Annotated in this window: 5 protein-coding genes (1 of these 5 only partly in view); all 5 read right to left on the bottom strand. The window is 56.4% G+C overall.

Features of this window, described 5'->3' with window-relative positions; all coding sequences use genetic code 11:
- Positions 1 to 236: 236 nt before the first annotated feature.
- Positions 237 to 2,765: a leucine-rich repeat protein gene (locus tag II896_07405; GenBank protein ID MBQ4444462.1), complete on the bottom strand. Its 2,529-nt coding sequence runs from the start codon at positions 2,763 to 2,765 to the stop codon at positions 237 to 239.
- Between the two features lies 1 nt (position 2,766).
- A complete protein-coding gene (locus tag II896_07400; protein MBQ4444461.1) occupies positions 2,767 to 3,459 on the bottom strand; it encodes a hypothetical protein in 693 nt (230 codons plus the stop codon).
- Positions 3,456 to 4,532 (bottom strand): hypothetical protein, encoded by a 1,077-nt coding sequence (locus tag II896_07395; protein ID MBQ4444460.1) that lies wholly within the window; start codon positions 4,530 to 4,532, stop codon positions 3,456 to 3,458. The genes II896_07400 and II896_07395 overlap by 4 nt, the downstream gene beginning before the upstream one ends.
- A 90-nt stretch (positions 4,533 to 4,622) precedes the next feature.
- Positions 4,623 to 6,833, bottom strand: a complete 2,211-nt coding sequence (locus tag II896_07390) for a hypothetical protein (GenBank protein MBQ4444459.1) — start codon at positions 6,831 to 6,833, stop codon at positions 4,623 to 4,625.
- Positions 6,834 to 6,846: 13 nt separating this feature from the next.
- Positions 6,847 to 19,948 carry the end of a starch-binding protein gene (locus II896_07385; GenBank protein ID MBQ4444458.1) on the bottom strand. Its footprint extends 24,467 nt past the window's final position, so the window shows 13,102 of its 37,569 coding nt (coding positions 24,468–37,569); its start codon lies off the right edge, out of view — the gene reads right to left on this strand; it ends in the stop codon at positions 6,847 to 6,849.

Genomic DNA, 19,948 nt, shown 5'->3' with positions numbered 1-19,948 from the left:
GCTGCCGAAACTCAACAGTATACTTGTTAAACTTTTGTCCTTTTCTTGCCATATAAAAATACCTCCTACGGCTATTGTACCATAGGAAGTATTCTTTGTCCGTTTTTTTATTGAGTGTCCCAAATGGGGTTCACTTCAATGTTCGGGGGTTTTTGCTACCTTGTTCGGGGGTTTTGTTACCTTTCTTGAAACGTTGCGACGGTCTATGCCGCTTCGCGCGGTTCGTCGAGTCGCGCCTATTCTTCGCGAGTGACCACGGCCTTGGGGCACGCGTACACGGCGCCCATATCTCCTTCGGGAATGACCACGTCGCCCATACAATGAATGGTATTGAGTTCGGGCAACTCGTAAAACGCCCATTGCGACACGGTCATCAGCTCGGCGGGCAAGGTAATCTCTTCCACGTAATCGTTATAGGCAAACGCCGCGCTGTTGACGGTGAGCGTGCCGTCGGGCACGAGATACGCTTTGGCCGTGCGCCCCGCGGGATAGCAAAGCAAGGTCTTCTCGTCTTTGGTATAGAGCACGCCGTCCACCGAACTATACTTGGCGTTGTCGGCGGCGACCACGACGTTTTTGAGTTGTTTGGCATAGAGGAAAGCGGTAAGATAGATATCGTCTACCGAAGCGCTAATAGTGCACGTTTCCCCGCCCCCAACGGCGTACAGCGTCGTCCCCGCCTTGTCGTAGAGCGCACCGTCTATGGCGCTGTAAACGGTATTGGCGGCGTCGACGACATAGGCTTGCAGGGCAAACGTCTCCGCCAAAGCACCGACTTCCAACTCTTGAAGCGCCGCGCCTATCTTGAACCGCACGAGCGTCTTCACCCCACGGAACGCGCCGCTTCTGACGCGCTCGCACCCTTTGGTGTCGAACTCAACGATGGACGTGTCGGCAAAGGCATTGTAGCCGATGGTTTTGACGGACGACGGGAGATTGACGATGGACAACGTCGTGCAACCTGAGAAGCAATCGGAAGGGATCTCGGCCAAAACGCCGCCGGCCAAACGAACGTCCGAAAGGGAAGTACAATCGCGGAAAGCGCGGCTCTCTATGACGCCGACGTAGGTTACGTCAACGCTCGAAAGAGAGGTACAACCGCGGAAAGCGTCTAACCCCACGCGACTGACGAATTGCGCCGAAACGGTCTGCAAAAGAGCACACTCGCGGAACGCGCCGTCTCCTAATTGCGCTATGCCCGCGACGGTGACGGACGCCAGCTGCGAGCATCGTGCAAATGCCTCTTGCCCGACCGACGTGACGCCTGCGGGCAACGTTATACCTGCCAAAAAGTTATTGTCCGAAAACGCGTTGGCGCCGATGGATTGCACGTTTTGTCCGATCTCCGCGCTCGTGAACATACAGCCGTAAAAAGCACGCTCGCTTATCTCACGCACGGGTAGATTTCGGAACTCATCGGGTATCGTCACACGCTCGATACTGCGGTCTACTAACCCGGCGACCGAAACATAGGTACCATCCGAGGATATCTCGTACAGAATGGCGTCGTCGGCAAAATCGCTCTCGGCAATCCACCCCGCATAGACGATGAGACCGTCCGACGTGGGCGTGACGTCCAAATCGATGGAGTGCGTACGCGCTTCGTCCGAATACCACCCGTCAAACACGTAGCCCTCGCGAGAAGGCGTCCAATCGACCAAAGTGGTGCCCAAAGCGTACGTCTGCACGGTGACGACGTCGTCGTACAAGGCAAAGGTGACCGTGTTGACGAGGTCGCCCTCCTTTTCGTACGCCACGTAAATAGTAAGGTCGCTGCGAACGTGCAAAGGAAACTTGACGCGTTCGGAAAAACTCTCGTCGGCGAAATAGCCGACCAAGCGATGACTTTCCCACGACGGTGCGAGGAAATCGCTTTCGCGCACCAAAGCGTCGTAACGGTACCGCACGGATTCCATGGAAGGTGCGCCGACGGGCAGGGAAAACGCGATGGTAAAGACGTCGTCGTTGGGCGCCCATTTGGCGTACAGCACGCAAGACTGCGTGAGCAAAATATCCGAGTCTACGGGATAGGTGTAGTCCTTGTCGCTGTACCAACCGACGAAAGCATAGCCCTCGCGATGCACGTCGGCGAGCGCAACGGCTTGTCCCAACGACAAAGTGACGGCGTCGACTTGCTCGCCGCCCATCGTGTTGTAATTGATGGTGCCGACCACGTCCTCACCGAGATTGCGCGGTAACCACTTGGCGTAGAGCGTAATATCGCTATTGACGACGTACTCCTCGGGATAGTACATATTGAGGCATTGCTCGTCGAAGCACCAGCCCAACAAATAGAAGCCGTCGCGTTCGGTCTGCCCCGCCACGCTCTTGGTATAACCGCGCGGAACGGAGAGCGGCTCAACGTTCGTGCCCCCTCGGGATACGTAGGTGACCGTAACCGCGTCGACGACGCGCCATACGGGATGCAGAACAAGGTCCGTCAAATAATCGAAATCGGCAAAAAAGGCCTCGTCGACCAAAACGTCGTCCTCGGTGTACCAACCGAAGAACTCGTAGCCTTCCTGCGTCAATACGGGCAATTCGGGCACCTCACCCCATTTGACGGTGATGGGCTCCACCTCGGCGACGGTGGTATTGAACGTGATGGTGACGGTGCGATTGTTGCGCGCAACGAAATACGCCGTCAGACCGATGGCAACGCCCAAAGCGGCGACGGCGACGACGATGATAACGATAAGAAGGATCGTTCGCTTGCGTTGATTGAACCGAACGGTGGTCGACTCGGAAGACTCTTTCGTGGTCATACTATTGAATGGGGGAACTGCCGGCCATAATCATAGAGGTGCTCCACCCCGTGGGATTCGTGCGCTGATTGTCAACGCCGACCAAATTGGGGCAACCACCGAAGCAATAGGGGTACAAATAGACGGGGGAGGCTCCTTCGAGCAACGTAACGTTGCGGAGATATTCCATACCGTAAAACGCACCCGTGGTGACCTCGATGACATTGCCGCCGATGATGATATCGGTGATGGCGGTATTGACGCCGCCGAACGAGTAATCGGCATAGTCCGTCTCGGGCTTAACGCGCACGACGGGCTTGGTCATAGCCGTGCCGTTGACCGTAACCGTGACCTCGGCGGGAATCTCGATATATTCCAACGCCACGCCTCCGTACCAGCCGGCCAAAGAGAAGCCCACGACGTCCTCTGCCTGGGAAGCGTCGGACAGCGTGTAAGAATAGACGTCCGACAACACGGAGAAACTACCCGCGGCACGCGTGTACGCGCTGCTGGTAGTGGAACTACTCTCGCCCGAGGAGAGCACGGGCACGTACATTTGATATTTCAAAGAGGGGTTTTCGTCCGTAATGGGCGTGCGGATATAGGTATTGGCGTGGTCGTTACGCTGCCAAATAGCCAAAGAGGTAGTGGTCAACGTGACCGCTACCGCCGCAACGACGAGTATTATCGTCCAAATCAACAAAAACTTCTTCATGTTCCCGATCCCTCCGGCTCCTCTCCGCCATTTTCACCAAATTGAGTCACCTCAACGGATATGGCAACGACCATATACACGGGCTTACCGCGCAAAATAGGATTCATCAACTCGTCGGGTTGCGTGAGGTACACCTCTGCGTGCAGATAGAACTCTTCCGAACCGTACATCAGATAGGTACAAGTAGACTTGTCGGCGGACTGTTCCACGAAAGGCACGCCCGAGTTGCCGTACATAGCACCCATGCCCACGCCCTCGGCGATCTCCTCATCCGTACGGGTAATGTACAGTCGACGAATGGAGAAATCAATGGGATCGTAGTAGTCGTTGATCGTGTTGTCGTCCGACGCTTTGAAGCGCATAGACAAGTGCACGGTACATTCGGAAGAACCTTCACGAACGACCGTTCTGCAATTCCAATACGCTTCACCTAAATATGGGGAATAATCAGGCGTATCGCCTTGTTCTATTATGTTTTGCACCAATTCGATTGTGCTTTCATTCCACTGAATAGCATCGTGTTCATTCAACATCGGCTCATAATCAGGTTCCTTACTCCATTCTATTTCAGCGCCTCCATCCGACCACGCAATAGGTTTCCTTCTTTGTTGCCAACCTTGACTATGATCGGCATCATTATTCCATATGATACTGCCATTACTACTCAATTTAGGATAGAGCGTATAGCCGTCCTCGTCCTGCGGGAGGGGGATTTTGTCGTAAGCATAGCCCTCGTTATTGACGCCGAACTTGCCCTTGACAGAGGTGACGCTGGCGACCTTTTGGATATAACTGGGATTGGCGTCGCCTGCATTGTAGACGGTGAGCACGTCGTAGGGCAAGCCCTCCTGAATGGCGCCGGGAATGGCGACGGCGGGCACCAAGGGCGAGTCGTTGTCCATAATCTCGGCGTCCACGTAGACGTACAAGACGCCGTTGGCATGAATGTTGAAGGTGTATGGCGTGGCGACGTCCACCTGGAACCAGGCAAGAGAATAGGCTATGACAGCGACAATCAATGCCGCTGTCACCATACCCATTATGATAAAGTGCGTTATTTTCGCCGTCTTCATAGCCTCATTATACCATTCTTTTCTCTAAAAGCACATAATTATTATGTACTTTTAATCAATTATCATCTACATTTCACATTTTCTGCACCATTACCTGAAGCGTACATACAATGTGAGATTACCCGTAAGCGCTGTGGACGTATTGTGCTTGACAGCATTGGGGTTGGTGATACTTGACCAAGAGGTCGTCGTCATATCGTTGTTGGCGTTTTCGTACCAACCCTCGAAATCGTTGGTACCGAGTCCGCTACCGTGTCTATGCCACTGCACGTTGATATTAAGGTCACCGACTGTCATCCCTTCGAGCATGGTAACCGTGACGTTGTGTCTGTTCTCGTCGCTGAATTCACCCGAGTAGCCTTCGATATTGCCATCGTCGAACTTGATGGAATAATGTTCGATGTTCCTCGGCGAATCGATCTCGAAAGTACCGTAGTTGTATAGAATGGCGCTGCTGTACATATTGATATCCAAAGTAAGCGTAATAACCGCGCGTTGATTCCACATAGCGTACACGGTAACGTCCTCGGTGAGGTCGAAGTCGCCGTCTACCGCGAAGTATTGCAGAGAATCGGCATCGTAGTAATTCCAAGCACGGAGCGTCAAGTCAATGGGATCGGCCACACCCTTCGTAGCCTCGCCATAGGCAAGCACGGTGCGCAAATCGGTATGTTTGGGCAACTCCAGCGTGACGGTGTTGTTATCGAAGTCGTAATTGACGCCCTTGTAGGTGATATGGTCGCCCACGACCGTCGCGTAGTTATGACCCCAAGTGCCGTCCACCACGAAGGTGACGTTGACGCCCAACTCTTGCCACACCGCGTAGAGGGTGAGGTCGTGCCCGTTGCCCGACGCCCCAAAGTCGTAGCGATAGTTATTGCCCGACGTAAAGGCATACGTCAAACCGCTGACGTCGTCGTCCGCCGCGTAATCCGAGGCGGGCTCGGTAAGACTCCACCCCAAGAAGCGATACCCCTCGCGCTCGGGCGCGGGAATCGTATTGGATATACCGCTCGACGTACCCGCCGCGTTGGAGGCGCTGACCTGTCCGCCGCGCGGGTTGTTGACGGACAGCGACTTGGTGCCGGGCACGTAGGTCAAATAGCCCGCGTTGGGATAGTACGCCCCTTGGGGACGAACGTAACACTCGTCGACCGCGTCCACGACGTTGCCGAACGACAATACGTAACTTTCGCCCCAACAGGAAGAGAGCGTCTCCGTCGCGCCGCGCAAAGGACGCATGGACAAAGTAACCACGCTGTCGGGGGTGCCGTTGGCCTTGGTGGCACGATAGTGATAATAGGTCGTAACGTCCTCATCATCGGTATAGGACGAGATCCAATCCTTAAAATAGTAGGCGTAATCCACGTTGCCGTCGTCGAGCAGTTCGGGCACGCGGAGAATCTCGTACGTTCCGTCCGCTTTTTGCAAGCTGAACCCCGTGAAGTTCATAGAAACGTTGGTCCCACCCGAACCGTCGAAAGCGATGGAATGAGAATCGATTGTGTTATAGGAACCATCGTATATATGCGATCCGGACAACACCAAATTGTGCAAATCCACCATGTTGAAGGTGGCGTTGAGGTGGAAAGTGGCGAACATAAACAACTCGTCGCAATAATCGAACGTATATTCGTCGTCGATGTCCGCATGCGTGGCTTGCAGCAAATGATACCCCACGTCCCCTTGGAAATAGATATTGAGGGAGTACACGTGCTTGCCGGGGGTAAGTTGCAGCAAAGTGCCGTCTCCAACTTTGCGGAAGTATCCGTTTTCGCCGTAATACTCCACGCCGGTGGGGTCGTATATCTCATTATCCTCTTCGTCCAAAACGGGCTCTTCGTTCTCGTCTACGCGCAAAGACAATTCCACCAGATTCATCGTGAAATTATCCCACAAATCGTCCGAGGTGAAAGTGATGGGCGCGCTGCCTTGAATAACACGCTGAATATATGAAGTGTCGGCGTCGAAATAATAGGTAAGGTATTTACCCGCCGAATTCTCGTCCTCTGAATACTCTATGATGACGGGCGTATACTCCACAAGATAAGGAGAGTCCTCTCCGTCGTACTCCGTACCCGTTTCGCCCATATACCGCTCGTATTCGGCGGCAAGATCGGGCACCTCTATCAACATCGCCGCGCTATCCTTGGCGGTGAGCGTCAAGGCATTGGTGGAGACGGTAGCGGAACCCGCGGCGGTGAACCAGGCGATAGACGACGTGATGATGGCTACCAACAGAGCAAGTCCGGTGGTTAAAAACGCTAACATACGAGGATTTTTGATATTCAACTTCTTCATAGTCATATCCTCCTTACTCCGCACTGACCGTCTTGGCGAAGACGTTGGCTTGTCGCCTCGTGCCGTCGAAGCCCTTGATGGACTGTATCGTTATGCGATTGACGCCCTCGCTATAGAGACCATAAGCGGCGGGCGTGACGATGGCGTGCACCGTATACTCGCTGTCGTGTACGCATACGTACGGCAGATAGATGCTGTTGCTCGGCAAGTAGTAGGTAAGCCACGGCATCCAGCGGAAGAGTTGCATTTGCCTGTAATTCGTAACGACATAGTGGTTATCCTCGGTACCGAGCGTATCGCCGAGTCGACCGCTGACGCTATAATTGCCGGCGCCCAAGTACCAGTCGCGCATGAGATAATTCCGTACGCGGGTGGCGACTACGCCGTAGTACGCACTCGACGTATTGGCCTTCATTTGATCGTACGTCGTACCGCCCGAGGTGGTGCTGTCGCTGCCGATACCAAGGGTGCCGAACGCATAGGACACACCGGTGAGCGTCTTGACCGTGGTCGGCGTTTCGTCAACGATCGTCTCCACATTCTCGTATTGCTCGGTAGCGCACGTATTGGCGTCGGCAAGGAAGTCGACGTTGGTAGCCCAAGTGGTGTATGCCAAACCTTTCTCATTGACGAGGCTACCCACGAGGGCACCCGCCACGGCAACGGTGTCATCCGTTCCGCCGGTTACGTGTTCCACTCGAGCCTGCACGGTGGCGAAGGAGTACACGTTGTTGTACAAGTTGGCATCATCCTCGAGGTCTTCGGACAAAGTCATCGTACCCGTGATACCGCCCGCCGTGACGTTGTTCGAGGGCGAATACCCTTTGACTCTGCCCACGAAGCTGACGGTGCCCAACGTGCCGTCGGTGGCCGTGCCGACCACGCCGCCCACGGAGAGGTTCGCACCTCTATCGGCATAGACGTAACCGTTGACCGCCACGTTGAGAATGGTGCCGCCGTTCATCTCGCCGACCAAGATACCCGCGGTGGTGTCGTTGCGGCTGACTTGCACCGCGTTGACGATATTGAGGTTGCGAATAATGCCGCCGCCCGCCGTACCGTCCAACTCGGCGAACAAACCGTTGCACGCGAGCATCAGGTTGCGAATGGTGTGGTTGCCGCCGTCGTAGGTGCCTTCCAAGGCGCCGCCGCGCTCCATAATATAGTAGCCGATATCACCGATGCAATCGATATCGTTCTGCTGGTTGATAGTGGGCAGTTTGCCGACCGGCGCGTACGGATCGTGACGCGCGTCATACAAGCCTTGCAAGTCGTCGCCCATCTTGATAAGATCCATCGCGGTGTATACCTTGAGTACGTAGTTGATGGAGTCTTGTATCTGCAGATAGAGGATTTGCAGTACGGGCATATTGATGGCGTAATTGTAGCGGTTGCGTTGGTTGACGATGTTGACGAACAACGGAGCGGTGGAATCGTCTTCCTCGCCGTCGATACGGTTGTAGGTGCCTACGATACCCATATCGTCCTCCCAGTTGTTGTACACACGGATAACGCTGCTGGGAATATTGCCCGCTACCAGCATACCGTCCGCCGTCAGCAACGCCGTGAATTGCGAAGACGTGAGGTCTTGCGCCGCGGTGCCCGCCAAAGGATCGGACACGCTGTTGACGGTGATATCCTGCGGCGTGGCCTGCCAGCTCTGCAACAGGTTGTTGTAGGTCAACTCGAGCGGACGCTCGTTGATGGTGTAATCGACGTAGTTGGGATTGTAATACTCGTCGTAGCCGTTCATCACGGGCACGTAAACGCCTTGATCGGTGGACGGATCGCTCGAATCGTACTCCTCGGCTCTATACTCGTACGATTCGTCCATCTGGACGTACACCGCATAGTTGCTGTATCCCTCGGCGTCCAACGTACGCAAGTAGATATAGTAGCCGTCCTCGTCCATCAACGGATTGCCCAAAGCGTCCGTCAGACGGCGCAACACGAAGCGGTGCTTGGTGTCGTAGGACGCGTCCTTGACCTTGGCAACGAAGTCGTTTTGATAGTTGTATCCCGCGATGGTCACGACGCCTTCGAAGTAGTTGCCGAAAATCAACGCGGTACGCGGCTCGTCGATGATATTGCCGGCGCTGTCGAACCGTTGCACGACGTTGGCGATACCACCCGTCCAAGCGTCGCTGTCGATGCTGCCATCCACCTCGGGATCCTGCGTGGTACCGTCCGAAGTGTACACGTGATTGGTCGCGTCCATCTCGAACAACACGGTCGTATTGTCGTAATACTGCGTGGTCGTAGGCGTGCCGATGGACACGACGAGCGGCATGGGACGGATGACGGCGGGCACGTTGGTGCTACCCGTGGTACCCGTATGAATATCCGTCTGGATGGTATAGTTGTCGTTGTGGATATCGTTCCAGTTGACGTCGGCGTTGGTGGCCGAGACGTTGGCGGTTTCTATACCGAGGGCGTTCTTGAACGTGATGTTCTGCGGCCGCATATCGATGCTCTCGCCGTCCGCGGTGAAGTTGGACTTGGGCGATATGGCTTCGTCGTGGATAAACGTGCACAATTCGTCGTACTTGTCGACGATGGCCGTGCGCTGCGCCTCGGTGAACAGCGAGGTCTGGTAGACGTAACTTGCGAAGTCTTCGTAGTCGTCGGACATATAGTACATCGCTTCGTAGTAGTTCAAACCGCTACCGGCAATGCGCAGCAAACTCCAAGCCGAAGTAATGGCGGCCTGCGTCAGGAAGGACGCGTCCTCTTCGGCTATCGCCGTATAGTAAGCCAGCGCCCAGGTCGAAGCGGCGGAAGCCATGGCGTCCAATTTGGTCTGATTATCGGACGACAAGGTCACGTTGAACATATCGCAATACACCAGAATGGCGGCGACTTCTTCGTAGAAGTACAAGGGCGAAATCTCCAACAACGTCTCGTATTGGGTGTAGAGGCTGCCGATGGTGCTCGTCACGTCGGACAAGACCAACGTGCCGTCTTTCAGCTCGTTGCTTCTGTTGTCCCACGTATCTTTGACGCCGCTATCGATAACCATATCCTGAACGCCTTCGTTGCTATAGTAGTACCTATCGTAGGCGTATATACCGCGCAGATATGCGCGAATATCGTTCGCTCGGTTGTACATTTGCATACGCAGAATGACGAGGTCGGCCTCCACGCGATAGAGCAGGTTCTGCAAGTAACCGACTTGGGCTTGCGTGCTGGGACTCAACGAATAGAAGGCGGCTTTGGCATTGTCTACCAGCCTCTCCGCATCGGGCGTCGTGCGCACCAAATCAATGCTGTACACGCCAAAGTACCGCAAAACCATGGACAAAACGCTGACGTCAAGTTGCGTCTTCTGGAAGGGAGACGCTTTGTCGTAAGCCTGTTGCAATTCGACGATGTACGTTACGTCGCTGCGGGACAACGACGCCTTGTTGAGCTCGGCTCTGTTGATATAGTATGAGTTGTAAACGTCGAAGTAGCTGTCCTCATAGTCGGTGAAACGAGAGGGTATCGCCGCGGGATCGCCGGGGTTGGCCGCCGTGTAGACGTCGTACACCAAGCGCGCGCCCGTGATGTCGTACAAGCTGCCCATATAACTCTCGAAGTACTCGACGTTGGCAAGCAACTTTTCGACGTTGACTTTGGTGACGGACAAGTCGTCCAAATCCTCGTTGATATCCTCAATGCGCGTGCACAGCGACCCGTCGAACTTCTCGGCGTAGTAGGTACTGTCGTAAGGCTCCAACGCGGCGCACCACGTGAGCATCGTAGCGAGATAACGCGTCTCGACGACCAATTTGAGGAAGGGCGTACGCTTGCTCTTGTCGGCCAGCGTGTACTCCGAAGCGAACATATCGGAGGCTTTGGCCGCCAAGCAAGCGGCGTAACTGGCATAGGTGTCGTCCTCGCCGATATGGTACTCGGCCATCAACGCGTCGTAGCGATCGCCGATGACCTGGTGCATGGCGCGGAGAATATAGGGCGCCATTTCGCTGATGACGTCCAGCCCCGTCTGATGCAACGCGTTGAAGTTGATAAGCGCCGCATAGACGTTCTCCTCGGTCATGCGCATATCGGGATTCTTGTTGGCGTTGAGCATATCCTCGTACATATTGCGGTTGGCGCCTACCTTCTCTACCGAAGGTTGCGACATAAACATATACATATACGAGGACGCCTCTGCGCCGTAGAGTTCGTACATAACCGTATAGTACTTGTCGTAGTAGTAGACGGCCTTGGCCAAATCGTACGCGTTGACTATGGCGTCGAACTTCATCAAGTCGTCGGTGATTTCGATAGCGTCGATCATCTCGCTGATGATGTTGCCCAAGTTGCGGACGCAAGCCGTGACGTAAGGCTCGACGTTACGGATTTCGGGCGAATTCTTTTGCGCCGTGGTCATATTGGTCCAGCGATAGTACAAGGACAGCACGCGGTCGATATCGTTGATGGACGCCGAATAGAGCACGTTGTCCAAGAACCATTGCGTGTCGGCCTCGATCATCTTGGCTTGTCGCAATTCTTCCTTCTCCTCGTTGGTCAAGGCGTCATACTCTGCGCCGGAACCGCCGTGCGTGGAGAAATAACTCGCAAACGCCGTGTTCCAACCGTTGTTCATTTGCGTCAAAATGCCGGCAAGCGAGGTGCCCATGGTGGTAAGGCTGCCGTTGATTTGCTCCCAATCGTAATAGTCGTCGTCATCTATGGTCTTGGTGGCGAAGATAGCGGACACGACTGCCTGCAAATCGCCGATGATGCCCTGCATCTCGTAGTAGCCCGCGATTTCACGATAGAGCATATTCTGCTCGCGAGTTACGTCTTCGCCCAACTCCGCGTCGTAAACGGTCTGTGCCGCTTCGACGGCGGTGCGGAAACGCTCGAGCATGAGGTAGATGGCGCCGTATTCGTCGCACAGGTTGGTATAAATGCGCACTTCGGACGCCTTGCACAGCGCGCGGACGTCCTCGTCCAGCAAGCGATAGATATTGTAAGCGGCCATGGCGAAGACGTATTTCTCTTCGATCTCGGCGTCGCTATTGCCAAGCTCGCTATACGCGTCGACCAACATATCCACGATTTGCGGAGCGCGGATAAAGGCGATATTGGCATCCATCTCGGTATTCTTGTAGCCCAAGTTCTCCAACTGACGAATGAGTGCTTTCGCACGGGCCGCGGATTGCGCCTTACATTGCGGGCACTCGAAGTTGTCGGGCACGTCGCCCCAACCGGTACCGCTGGCGATGATGGCGTTGATAACGTCGTCTCCGGACTCATAGCTGTAGTTGTTGGTGGCGGTGGAGTAGTAGATGAAACCGCACTTGTTGCAATGGAATCTGTTGCCTATATCGTTCTCGAGGATGCCTCGGATAGAATAGGCGATGCTGTTGCTGCCCTCGACGAAACCGCTCACCGTGGCCGTACCGACTTGGTCGTACACGTGAATGACCTGACCGTTACGGCTGATGGTGACGGGCAGATCGTACTCGTCCATTTGTTGCGAGTAATGCGACTCGTTGCTGCCGTCGGACGAACTGAATTCGAAGCGGGACAATCCGTCGTAATACTTGACGAGTTCTTCCACGCTTTCACCGACGTCCACCGACAGTTGACGTTTGGCGATGGACCAAGTGAGCGAACGGTTGGACTCGGACAGCTCGTAGTTGTAGTCGTAGGCGCAGTAGTCGTAGTCCACGTGCGAGCCGTCGGCTCTATAGTAGACGATACGCTCTTTGGACGTGGTGGAGATACCCAAGACGTGGCATTCGTACGCGCCCGCCGCGGCAGCCGACCACACGCCGCCCTGATCTTTATCCGTTTGCAAACCGATATCGCTGTAGGTAAAGGTCTGCACGCCGTTCTTGAAGCCGTTGGCGTAGCGCACGCCACGACCGATGGCGGTGATGTTGTGCGCGATACTGTCGTACACGGGCGGATTGTCGGGGTCGTAGGTGCTGTTGCCGTTGAGGTACCAGGTGACGCTAACCGCGTACTTGTTCATCGTGACTTCGCCCGTGGCGCCCGAAATGCTGTAGTTGCGCGTGATACGGCTGGAACTGCTGATGGAACCTTCCTCGAAGCTGACGCCCAAGTCGTAGTCGCCCGCCAAGCGGAACTCGTTGGCGTTGCCGTTGTTGAGCAAATAACCGGTAGCGTAATACTCCGTCGGCGAAACCAATACGTTCAGACTGACCGTCTCTTCGTCCGCGTCGCGCTCCATCAAACGAATGTTGGCGCGGATATGGTCGGCTTGGTCGATACCGTTGTAGGTATAGGTGACCTGCTCGAGACCTTTCCATTGCGCGGCAAGGATATCGTAGCCCTCCCACAAGACGGACGTGTCGTACTTGACGATGCGCAAGTAGGCGACGCGCGTCCAATCCTCGTAGTTCTGCTCGCCGAGGATAGAAGCGGTGACGCGATAGACGCCCACTTCGTCGTAGCCGGCCGCGTCAATGGCGAACGCGTCGGCACCCGTCAGGAGCACGGGATTGCCCGAGCCGTCCACCACCCAAGTGGCGGTGCCGGCAGTCACGTTGGCGGTGGTGAGGTCGGCCGCGGCCTCTAATTGTTCGAGGCGGTAGGCGATGGCCGCTTGGGTGCTGTCGGGATAGTACACGGCGACGTTCTCGGTGTTGTAGCCCGCGGAGCCTTGCTTGACGTACACGGCGTATTCCTGACCGCTGTAGATCAGGGGGTTGCCCGAGCCGTCCACCAGACGATCCGCGTAGTAGAGGTTGTCGATAACGCCCTTTTCGATGACGACATAGATATCGCCGTGCCACCCGTAGTAGTTCTCTTGTTCGACTACGTTGGCCTCGATATGATAGACGCCCGCGTTGCGCACGCCGTTCTCACCCGTGGCGAAGCCCGTCGCGGACGCGTGGTGACGAATGAACTCGCCGCCGCTGTATTCCACGACGATAGGCGTGGTGACGTCGTAAGGATAATAGAGCGCAAGCTCTTGATCCCACACGCCGTCGTTGACGTAGTGATAGCTCTCCGCCGCGTTACCCGCGACCGCGTAGAAATTGCGATAGAAGCCGGTGTAATAGGTGAAGTGTTGCACGTCGTCCAGCACATAGTAGGTCACGCCCGGCTCGAAGGCGTCGATATCCACCATTTCGTACATTTGCGCCTCGCTGTTGTACACCAAGTAGTATTCGTTGGCGTCGAAGGCGCCCGTCGCCTCGTGCAACACGTTCTCGAACTTGAAGTATTGCGCGATGGGCGCTTTGGCGATATTCTCGATACGCGTCGATGCGCTGAGCGAATAGTTGGCGCCCAAGGTGACGTCGTTGGTGCTGTCGTAGGCGTTGAGCACGACGATGATATTGTAGTTGCCCGCGTTCTCGAAGGAGTACATACGCTCTTCGCCGCGCATCAGCACGACGCCGTTCATCGTATCCGAATCGTCCGTCTCGGTGAGGATCTGGAGGTTGATATAATTGCCCTCGTCCGCGAAGTTGGTGACGTCGTCGCCGACCACCCCAACGCGCAAGGTCAAAGTGAACGGATTGCCGTTGTAGACCATCGAGCCACCGGTCAACTCGCCGGGCGCACCGACAACCTGCCACTCGACGGTGGCGGGTTTGGGATTGATGGTGCAACGCTCGGTGAATTGAGCGAGGGGAATGCGATAGTTGCCGTCCAAGAAGCAGTAGCTGCCGCTCGTGGTGAAGTGCGCGTCTTGTACGCGGATCTCGTAGTTGCCCGCGTTGCGGTAAGGCACCACGGCGCCCACCGAATCGTTGGCAAGCACTTGATAGTACACCAGATCGACGAGGAGCGTGCTGCCGCCGTAGGTGGTGATATCGTCGCCGAGCAAATCCAAAGTGACGTGCGTATTGGCGTTGTCGGAAGTGTTCTCGCGGTTGACGCCGTTGTACTCGATAGTGGTTTGATACCAAACGAGGGACGTGTCGAGCACGCCGATCAGGTTGCTTTGCACGATGTCGTCCATATAGTAGTTGTCGCTACCGATGATGGAGAACACGACTTTGGTGACGTCGTTGACGTTCTTGCTGTCGTAGTTGGCGCCCAAGGTGACTTCGTCGCCCGCGCAAATGGTGTAGCCGCTGACGAGCACGGCGCTCAAATCCACGATGGGCGTACCCGCCAAAGTGGGCACGGCCGTGGTGGTGCCGTCGTACGTCTTCGTCCATACGAGCGACGTGTTGAGCAAGAGGTGTTTGCGGAAGATATAGGCGCCCGTGACGTTGTTCCACGTGTAGTTGTTGACGATGCTGTCGGCAGCGGCCACGCCCTCGCGGTCGGACAACGTGAATTGAATGTTCTTGTTGTTGCCCGCGTTCATATTGAGGTAGGCGGCGGTCATGACGGCCAACGTGTCGTCCGAGCCTTGCCAACCGCTGACGGTAAAGGTGTTGTAGGCGGTGGAGCGGTCATAGATCTTGTTCCAAGATACGTCTGCGCCGCACACGTCGCACACGCCGTCGAAGTTGTCGTCCTTGTGAATGGCGCAAGCGCTTGCGGGAATGGTCTTACCGCACACGTCGCACACGCCGTCAACGTTCAAATCGGTATGCGTACGGCAATCGGTCTCGGTGTTGAGAGTAGGCGTGAGAATGAGTTGACGCTTGTCGATGCGCAAGGTGGCCGTATTGGACCAGGCGTAGTAGTCGTCGACTACGGCGGCGGCGGGCGTAATGGTGGCGCTGATGGTATACGTACCGAAGTTCTTGGCGCCGTTGAGCACGCCCGAGATCAGGGTGCCGTCGGTGGTCGTGATGGTGTACACGACGGTCGCCGTGTCCGTACCGAGCAACGCGATGGTATTGCTCGTCACCGCTTCGTCCAGCCACGCCGCCGTGTCGGATACCTTAACATAGTGACGGTTGGCGTCGTACGTGAGGGTATTGCCGACGAGGTACTTGTCGATGGTGGCCTTGTCGATGGTGATGATCTTCACCAGTTCGTTGCTGTTGGTGACGTCGTAGTTGGTATCGTCGAACAACGCGACGACCACGTAGGTGCCCGCATGATACAACGTGGTAGTGGCCAGACCCGTCAAAGTATCCGTCACCGAACCGTCCACCGTGATGGCGGTCTCGTTGGTGAGGAAGACGTTGGACGCGGTGTAGCCGCTGTAGTCGGTGGACAGTGCGGACGCGAGGAACACGCGCTCGGATAAGGTGACCAAGCCTTCCAACTCGGTCAACTGCATGGTGGCCGTAGCCGCCGCGGTGAAGCCGTTGTAGGTGAGGTGCGTGCTGTTGTTGGGCAAAGACCACACCACCGAGGTGACGAACTTGAGGATCTCCACGCGCTTGGTGAACACCTTGGTCTCATAGTTGCCGTTGGCGTCCGAAATGGTGGCGGTAATGACGTACTTGCCCGCGTTCTTGAAGCCGTTCGCATAGTTGGCCGCCGCGGTGTTGTAGGTCATCGTGTATGTGATGGGTACGACCAGCGTATCCTCTACGCTCAAGGCGTAACTGAGCGAGGTGACGTACTCGTCCGTCCAGCCTGCCGTCTTGCTGACCGCGATATAGTGAGCGACGCTGTCGTACGTGCGGTCGATAAAGCCGTCGCTATCGGTATCGGTGCCCGTCATATCGAAGTACAAAGCACCCAGCTTGCCCTCGGCCAACGTGCCGTCGGCAAAGGTCAGCGCGTTGATAGTAATGGTCGAAGTGCCCGTCCAACCGTAGTAGTTGTCGCCGGCGGCGATGGAGGCCTCGACGTAATACGCGCCGGCATTGAGCGCACCCGTAAAGGCGTTGGGATAGGTGGCGCTCACGCCGTGGCCGGTGGTGTTGTAGTTGTAATTGACGGTGAAGTTGAGGGTGCCGCCCGCCAAGACGACGGACAACTCGGTGACGCTGCTGTCAACCCAAGCGCCCGAAGTGCGGGTGACGCCGACGTAGTGCGTATGCATATCGTAGTAGCGCGTGACGCTGTCCTTGATATACAAAGCGCCCAAGTGTCCCGTCGTATCCGTCCAGGTGAGGCGGTCGATGGTGATGGTGATATCTCTGGTCCAGCCCTCGACGTTGTCGTTGCCCTGCATGGCCACGCGGACGTAATACGTACCGGCGTTGACCGCGGACGTAAACACGTTGGGATAGGTGGCGCTTGCACCGTGACCGGTGGTGTTGTAATACCAAGTGATCGGCAAGGACAAGTTGGAATCCGCCTCGGCGCAGAAGGAACTCGTAGACGCGGCGGCGATATAGAAGTACGCGGTCGCGGTCTGGCTATTGATGGTGCCGAGGAGCGTGTCGTCTTCGTCCAGATAGTTGAAGGCCGCGTAAGAAGCCAACATATCGTACGTCTTGTTGACGTTGATCGCCGCTATCTTGCTGAAGTTGTGGTCGGTGCCGTTCCATTGAATCTTGTTGATGGTGATGACGGCGGTATCCTCGAAGCCCTCGTAGTTGGTGCTCTCGGCGATGGTGGCCTTGATATGATAGACGCCCGCGCTCGTCGCACCCGTGAAGGCGGCGGTGTACTCACCGCTGTCGCCCTTGAAGTAGGTGTACGTTACGGGGATATTGTTGAACTCGGCCGAACCGATGGTGTAGCTGAGCGTGGAGACCGTCGTATCGTTGTAGTTGCCGTCCGTGGACACGCCGATATAGTGCATGGTGGTGTCGTAGGTGAACGTCGCCCCGACCAAGCTCAAATCGTCGAAGTTGCCCGCTTGACCGTTCCATTGAATCTTGTTGATGGTCAGCGTATCCTCTGCCGTCCAGCCGACCCAGTTGGTGGACTCGGCGATGGTGGCCTGCACGTTGTAGATGCCCGCGTTGTAGGCGGACTCGAACGTGGTGGTGTAGGTAGAACTGCCGTACTCGCCCATATAGTACTTGTAGCTGACGGGAACGTCGATATTGCCGCCCGTCAAGGACAATTCGATGGGATTGGTCAAAGCCGTGGCCGAAGCCGTGCTGTCGAAGTCGACGGCGAGATAGTGATAACTGCCGTCAAAGACGATGGTGCCGCCGCCCACCAGATAGAGCGCTCTCGCACCCGTCCAAGTGATCTTGCGGATGGTGATGGTGGCCGTGTCTTCCCAAGCGTCGTAGTTGCCGTTGGCGTCGGCCTCGATAGACGCCTTGATTTGATACGTGCCGGCGTTCTTGGCGGAAGTGAAATCGGCGGAATAACTGCCCGCGCCCAATTCGCCGAGGTAGTACTTGTAACTGACGGTCATTTCGAGCGTTTGTCCCGATGCCAAAGTAACCGTCCAATCTCCCGACGAATTGCTCACGCCGTCGCTGATATAGACGGTGTGGTCGGCGTTGTCGAACGTGATGTCGACGCTACCCAGCAAGTCGAGAGGATTCAAGCAGTCGGTATCTTCCGCCCAAGTAAGCTTATGAATGATGACCGTGGTGGTATCTTCCCAAGCGTCCCAGTTGACGCTGCCCGCGATGGCCGCCTTGACATGGTACTCGCCCGCGTTCTTGGCGCGCACGAAGTTGCCGTCGTCACCGTAGTTGCCGCTGCCCAAAGCACCCGCGTAATAGGTGTACGTCACGTCGAAGACGTGGGTAAGGCCGGTCACGGTGACCGAGGCCAGTTGCGACGTGGGCGTGCCCGTAGACGAACGCGACACCGAAACGTAGTGCCACACCGCGTCGTAGGCGATATCGACGCCGCCCAAGAGATACAGAGCGTTGGCGCCCGTCCACTCGATCTTGTTGATGGTGATGGTGGTCGTGGCTTCCCAAGCGTCCCAGTTGGTCGTGGCCGCGATGGCCGCCTTGATTTGATAGACGCCCGCGTTCTCGGCGTACTCGAAGTTGCCCTCGTCGCCGTAGTTGCCGCTGCCCAAAGCACCCATATAGTAGGTGTAGTCAACGGTGAAGTTCTGCGTGATGCCCGACGTAAGGGTGACGCTCCAATTGGTCTGCGGACTGTTCGAACCGGCGGACGCCGCGACGCCCACGTAGTGACGCGCCTCGTCGTAGGTGATATTCAGGCCGCCGCCCACGAGGTAGATGGGATCCAAGGGGTCGCTGTCGGCCGTCCAAGTCAACTTCTCGATAGTCAACGTGGTCGTGGCTTCCCAAGCGTCCCAATCGTACCCGTCGCCGCCCTCGATATAGGCGCGAATGTTGTAGTTGCCCGCATCGTTGGCCGCGGTGAAGGTGGTGTCGTAGTTGCCGCTACCCGCAACGCCCAAGTAGTACTTGTAGTTGACGGTGAAGGTAAGGGTGACGTGGTTGGGCAACTCTTGGCTGACGGACGTCAGCAAGGAAGTGGCGGTGCCCGAAGACGAACGGCTGGCAGTGACGTAGTGGTTGACCGCGTCGTAGGCGAAGTCCAAACCACCGCCCACGAGATAGAGGTTGCCCAAATGGCCAGTGGTATTGTTCCATTGCAGACGGGTAATCACCAAGACGGCGGTCGCCTCGAACGCGTCGTAGTTGGCGGTGGCCGCGATGGTCGCTTTGACGTAGTAGACGCCCGCGTGCATGGCACCCGTGAACGCGTTGGGATAAGTGCCCTCGGAGGTGCCGTAGGTGTAGCCGATGGTCACGTGCAAGGTGCCGCCCGCCAGCGCGACGTCGTAGCCGTCGAAGATGGCGGCGTCATCCGAATAGGCACCCGTGGTGGTGACGTTCATATAGTGCGTTTCGGTATCGAAAGGCATGGTGGCCGAATGCAAGCCCCAAGCGCCCAACTCGCCCTCGATATACTCGAGTTTTTGGATATAGAGCAGCGCGTCGCGGCTCCAAGCGGCGTAGTTGACGGCGTTGTCGCCCGTCAGGTTGACGGTAGCGCGGAAGTAGTAGGTGCCCGCGTTGGTCATGGAAGGCGTGGCGATGGTGGTCTTGGCGCCGTCCTCGGTGAGGCTGTAGCTGTACACGATATTGGCGGTGCCGTCGCCCGCGAGGAGCGAAACGCTCGTAAAGGCCGTCGTGCTGTACGCGTCGGTCGTGCTGACGTAGATGCTGTGCGCGAGCATATCGTACTTGGTGGTGAGACCGTTGAAGTACAACGCGGGCAAGACGCCGCCGCCGAAGGCGGCCTTGTTGATGGTGAGCAAGACGGTTTGACTATAGGCGGCGTAGTTGCCGTACGCGTCGGAGGCGATGGACGCCGTGACGTAATAGTAACCCGCGTTCTTGACGGGGCTGAACGCCGCGGAAGCGGTGGGCGTATCGGTCAGG

The organism is Clostridia bacterium, assembly GCA_017394805.1.
GTDB lineage: Bacteria > Bacillota > Clostridia > Christensenellales > CAG-1252 > RUG14300.
The sequence above is the reverse complement of the archived record's forward strand: the minus strand, read 5'-3'. Positions and strand labels throughout refer to the sequence as shown.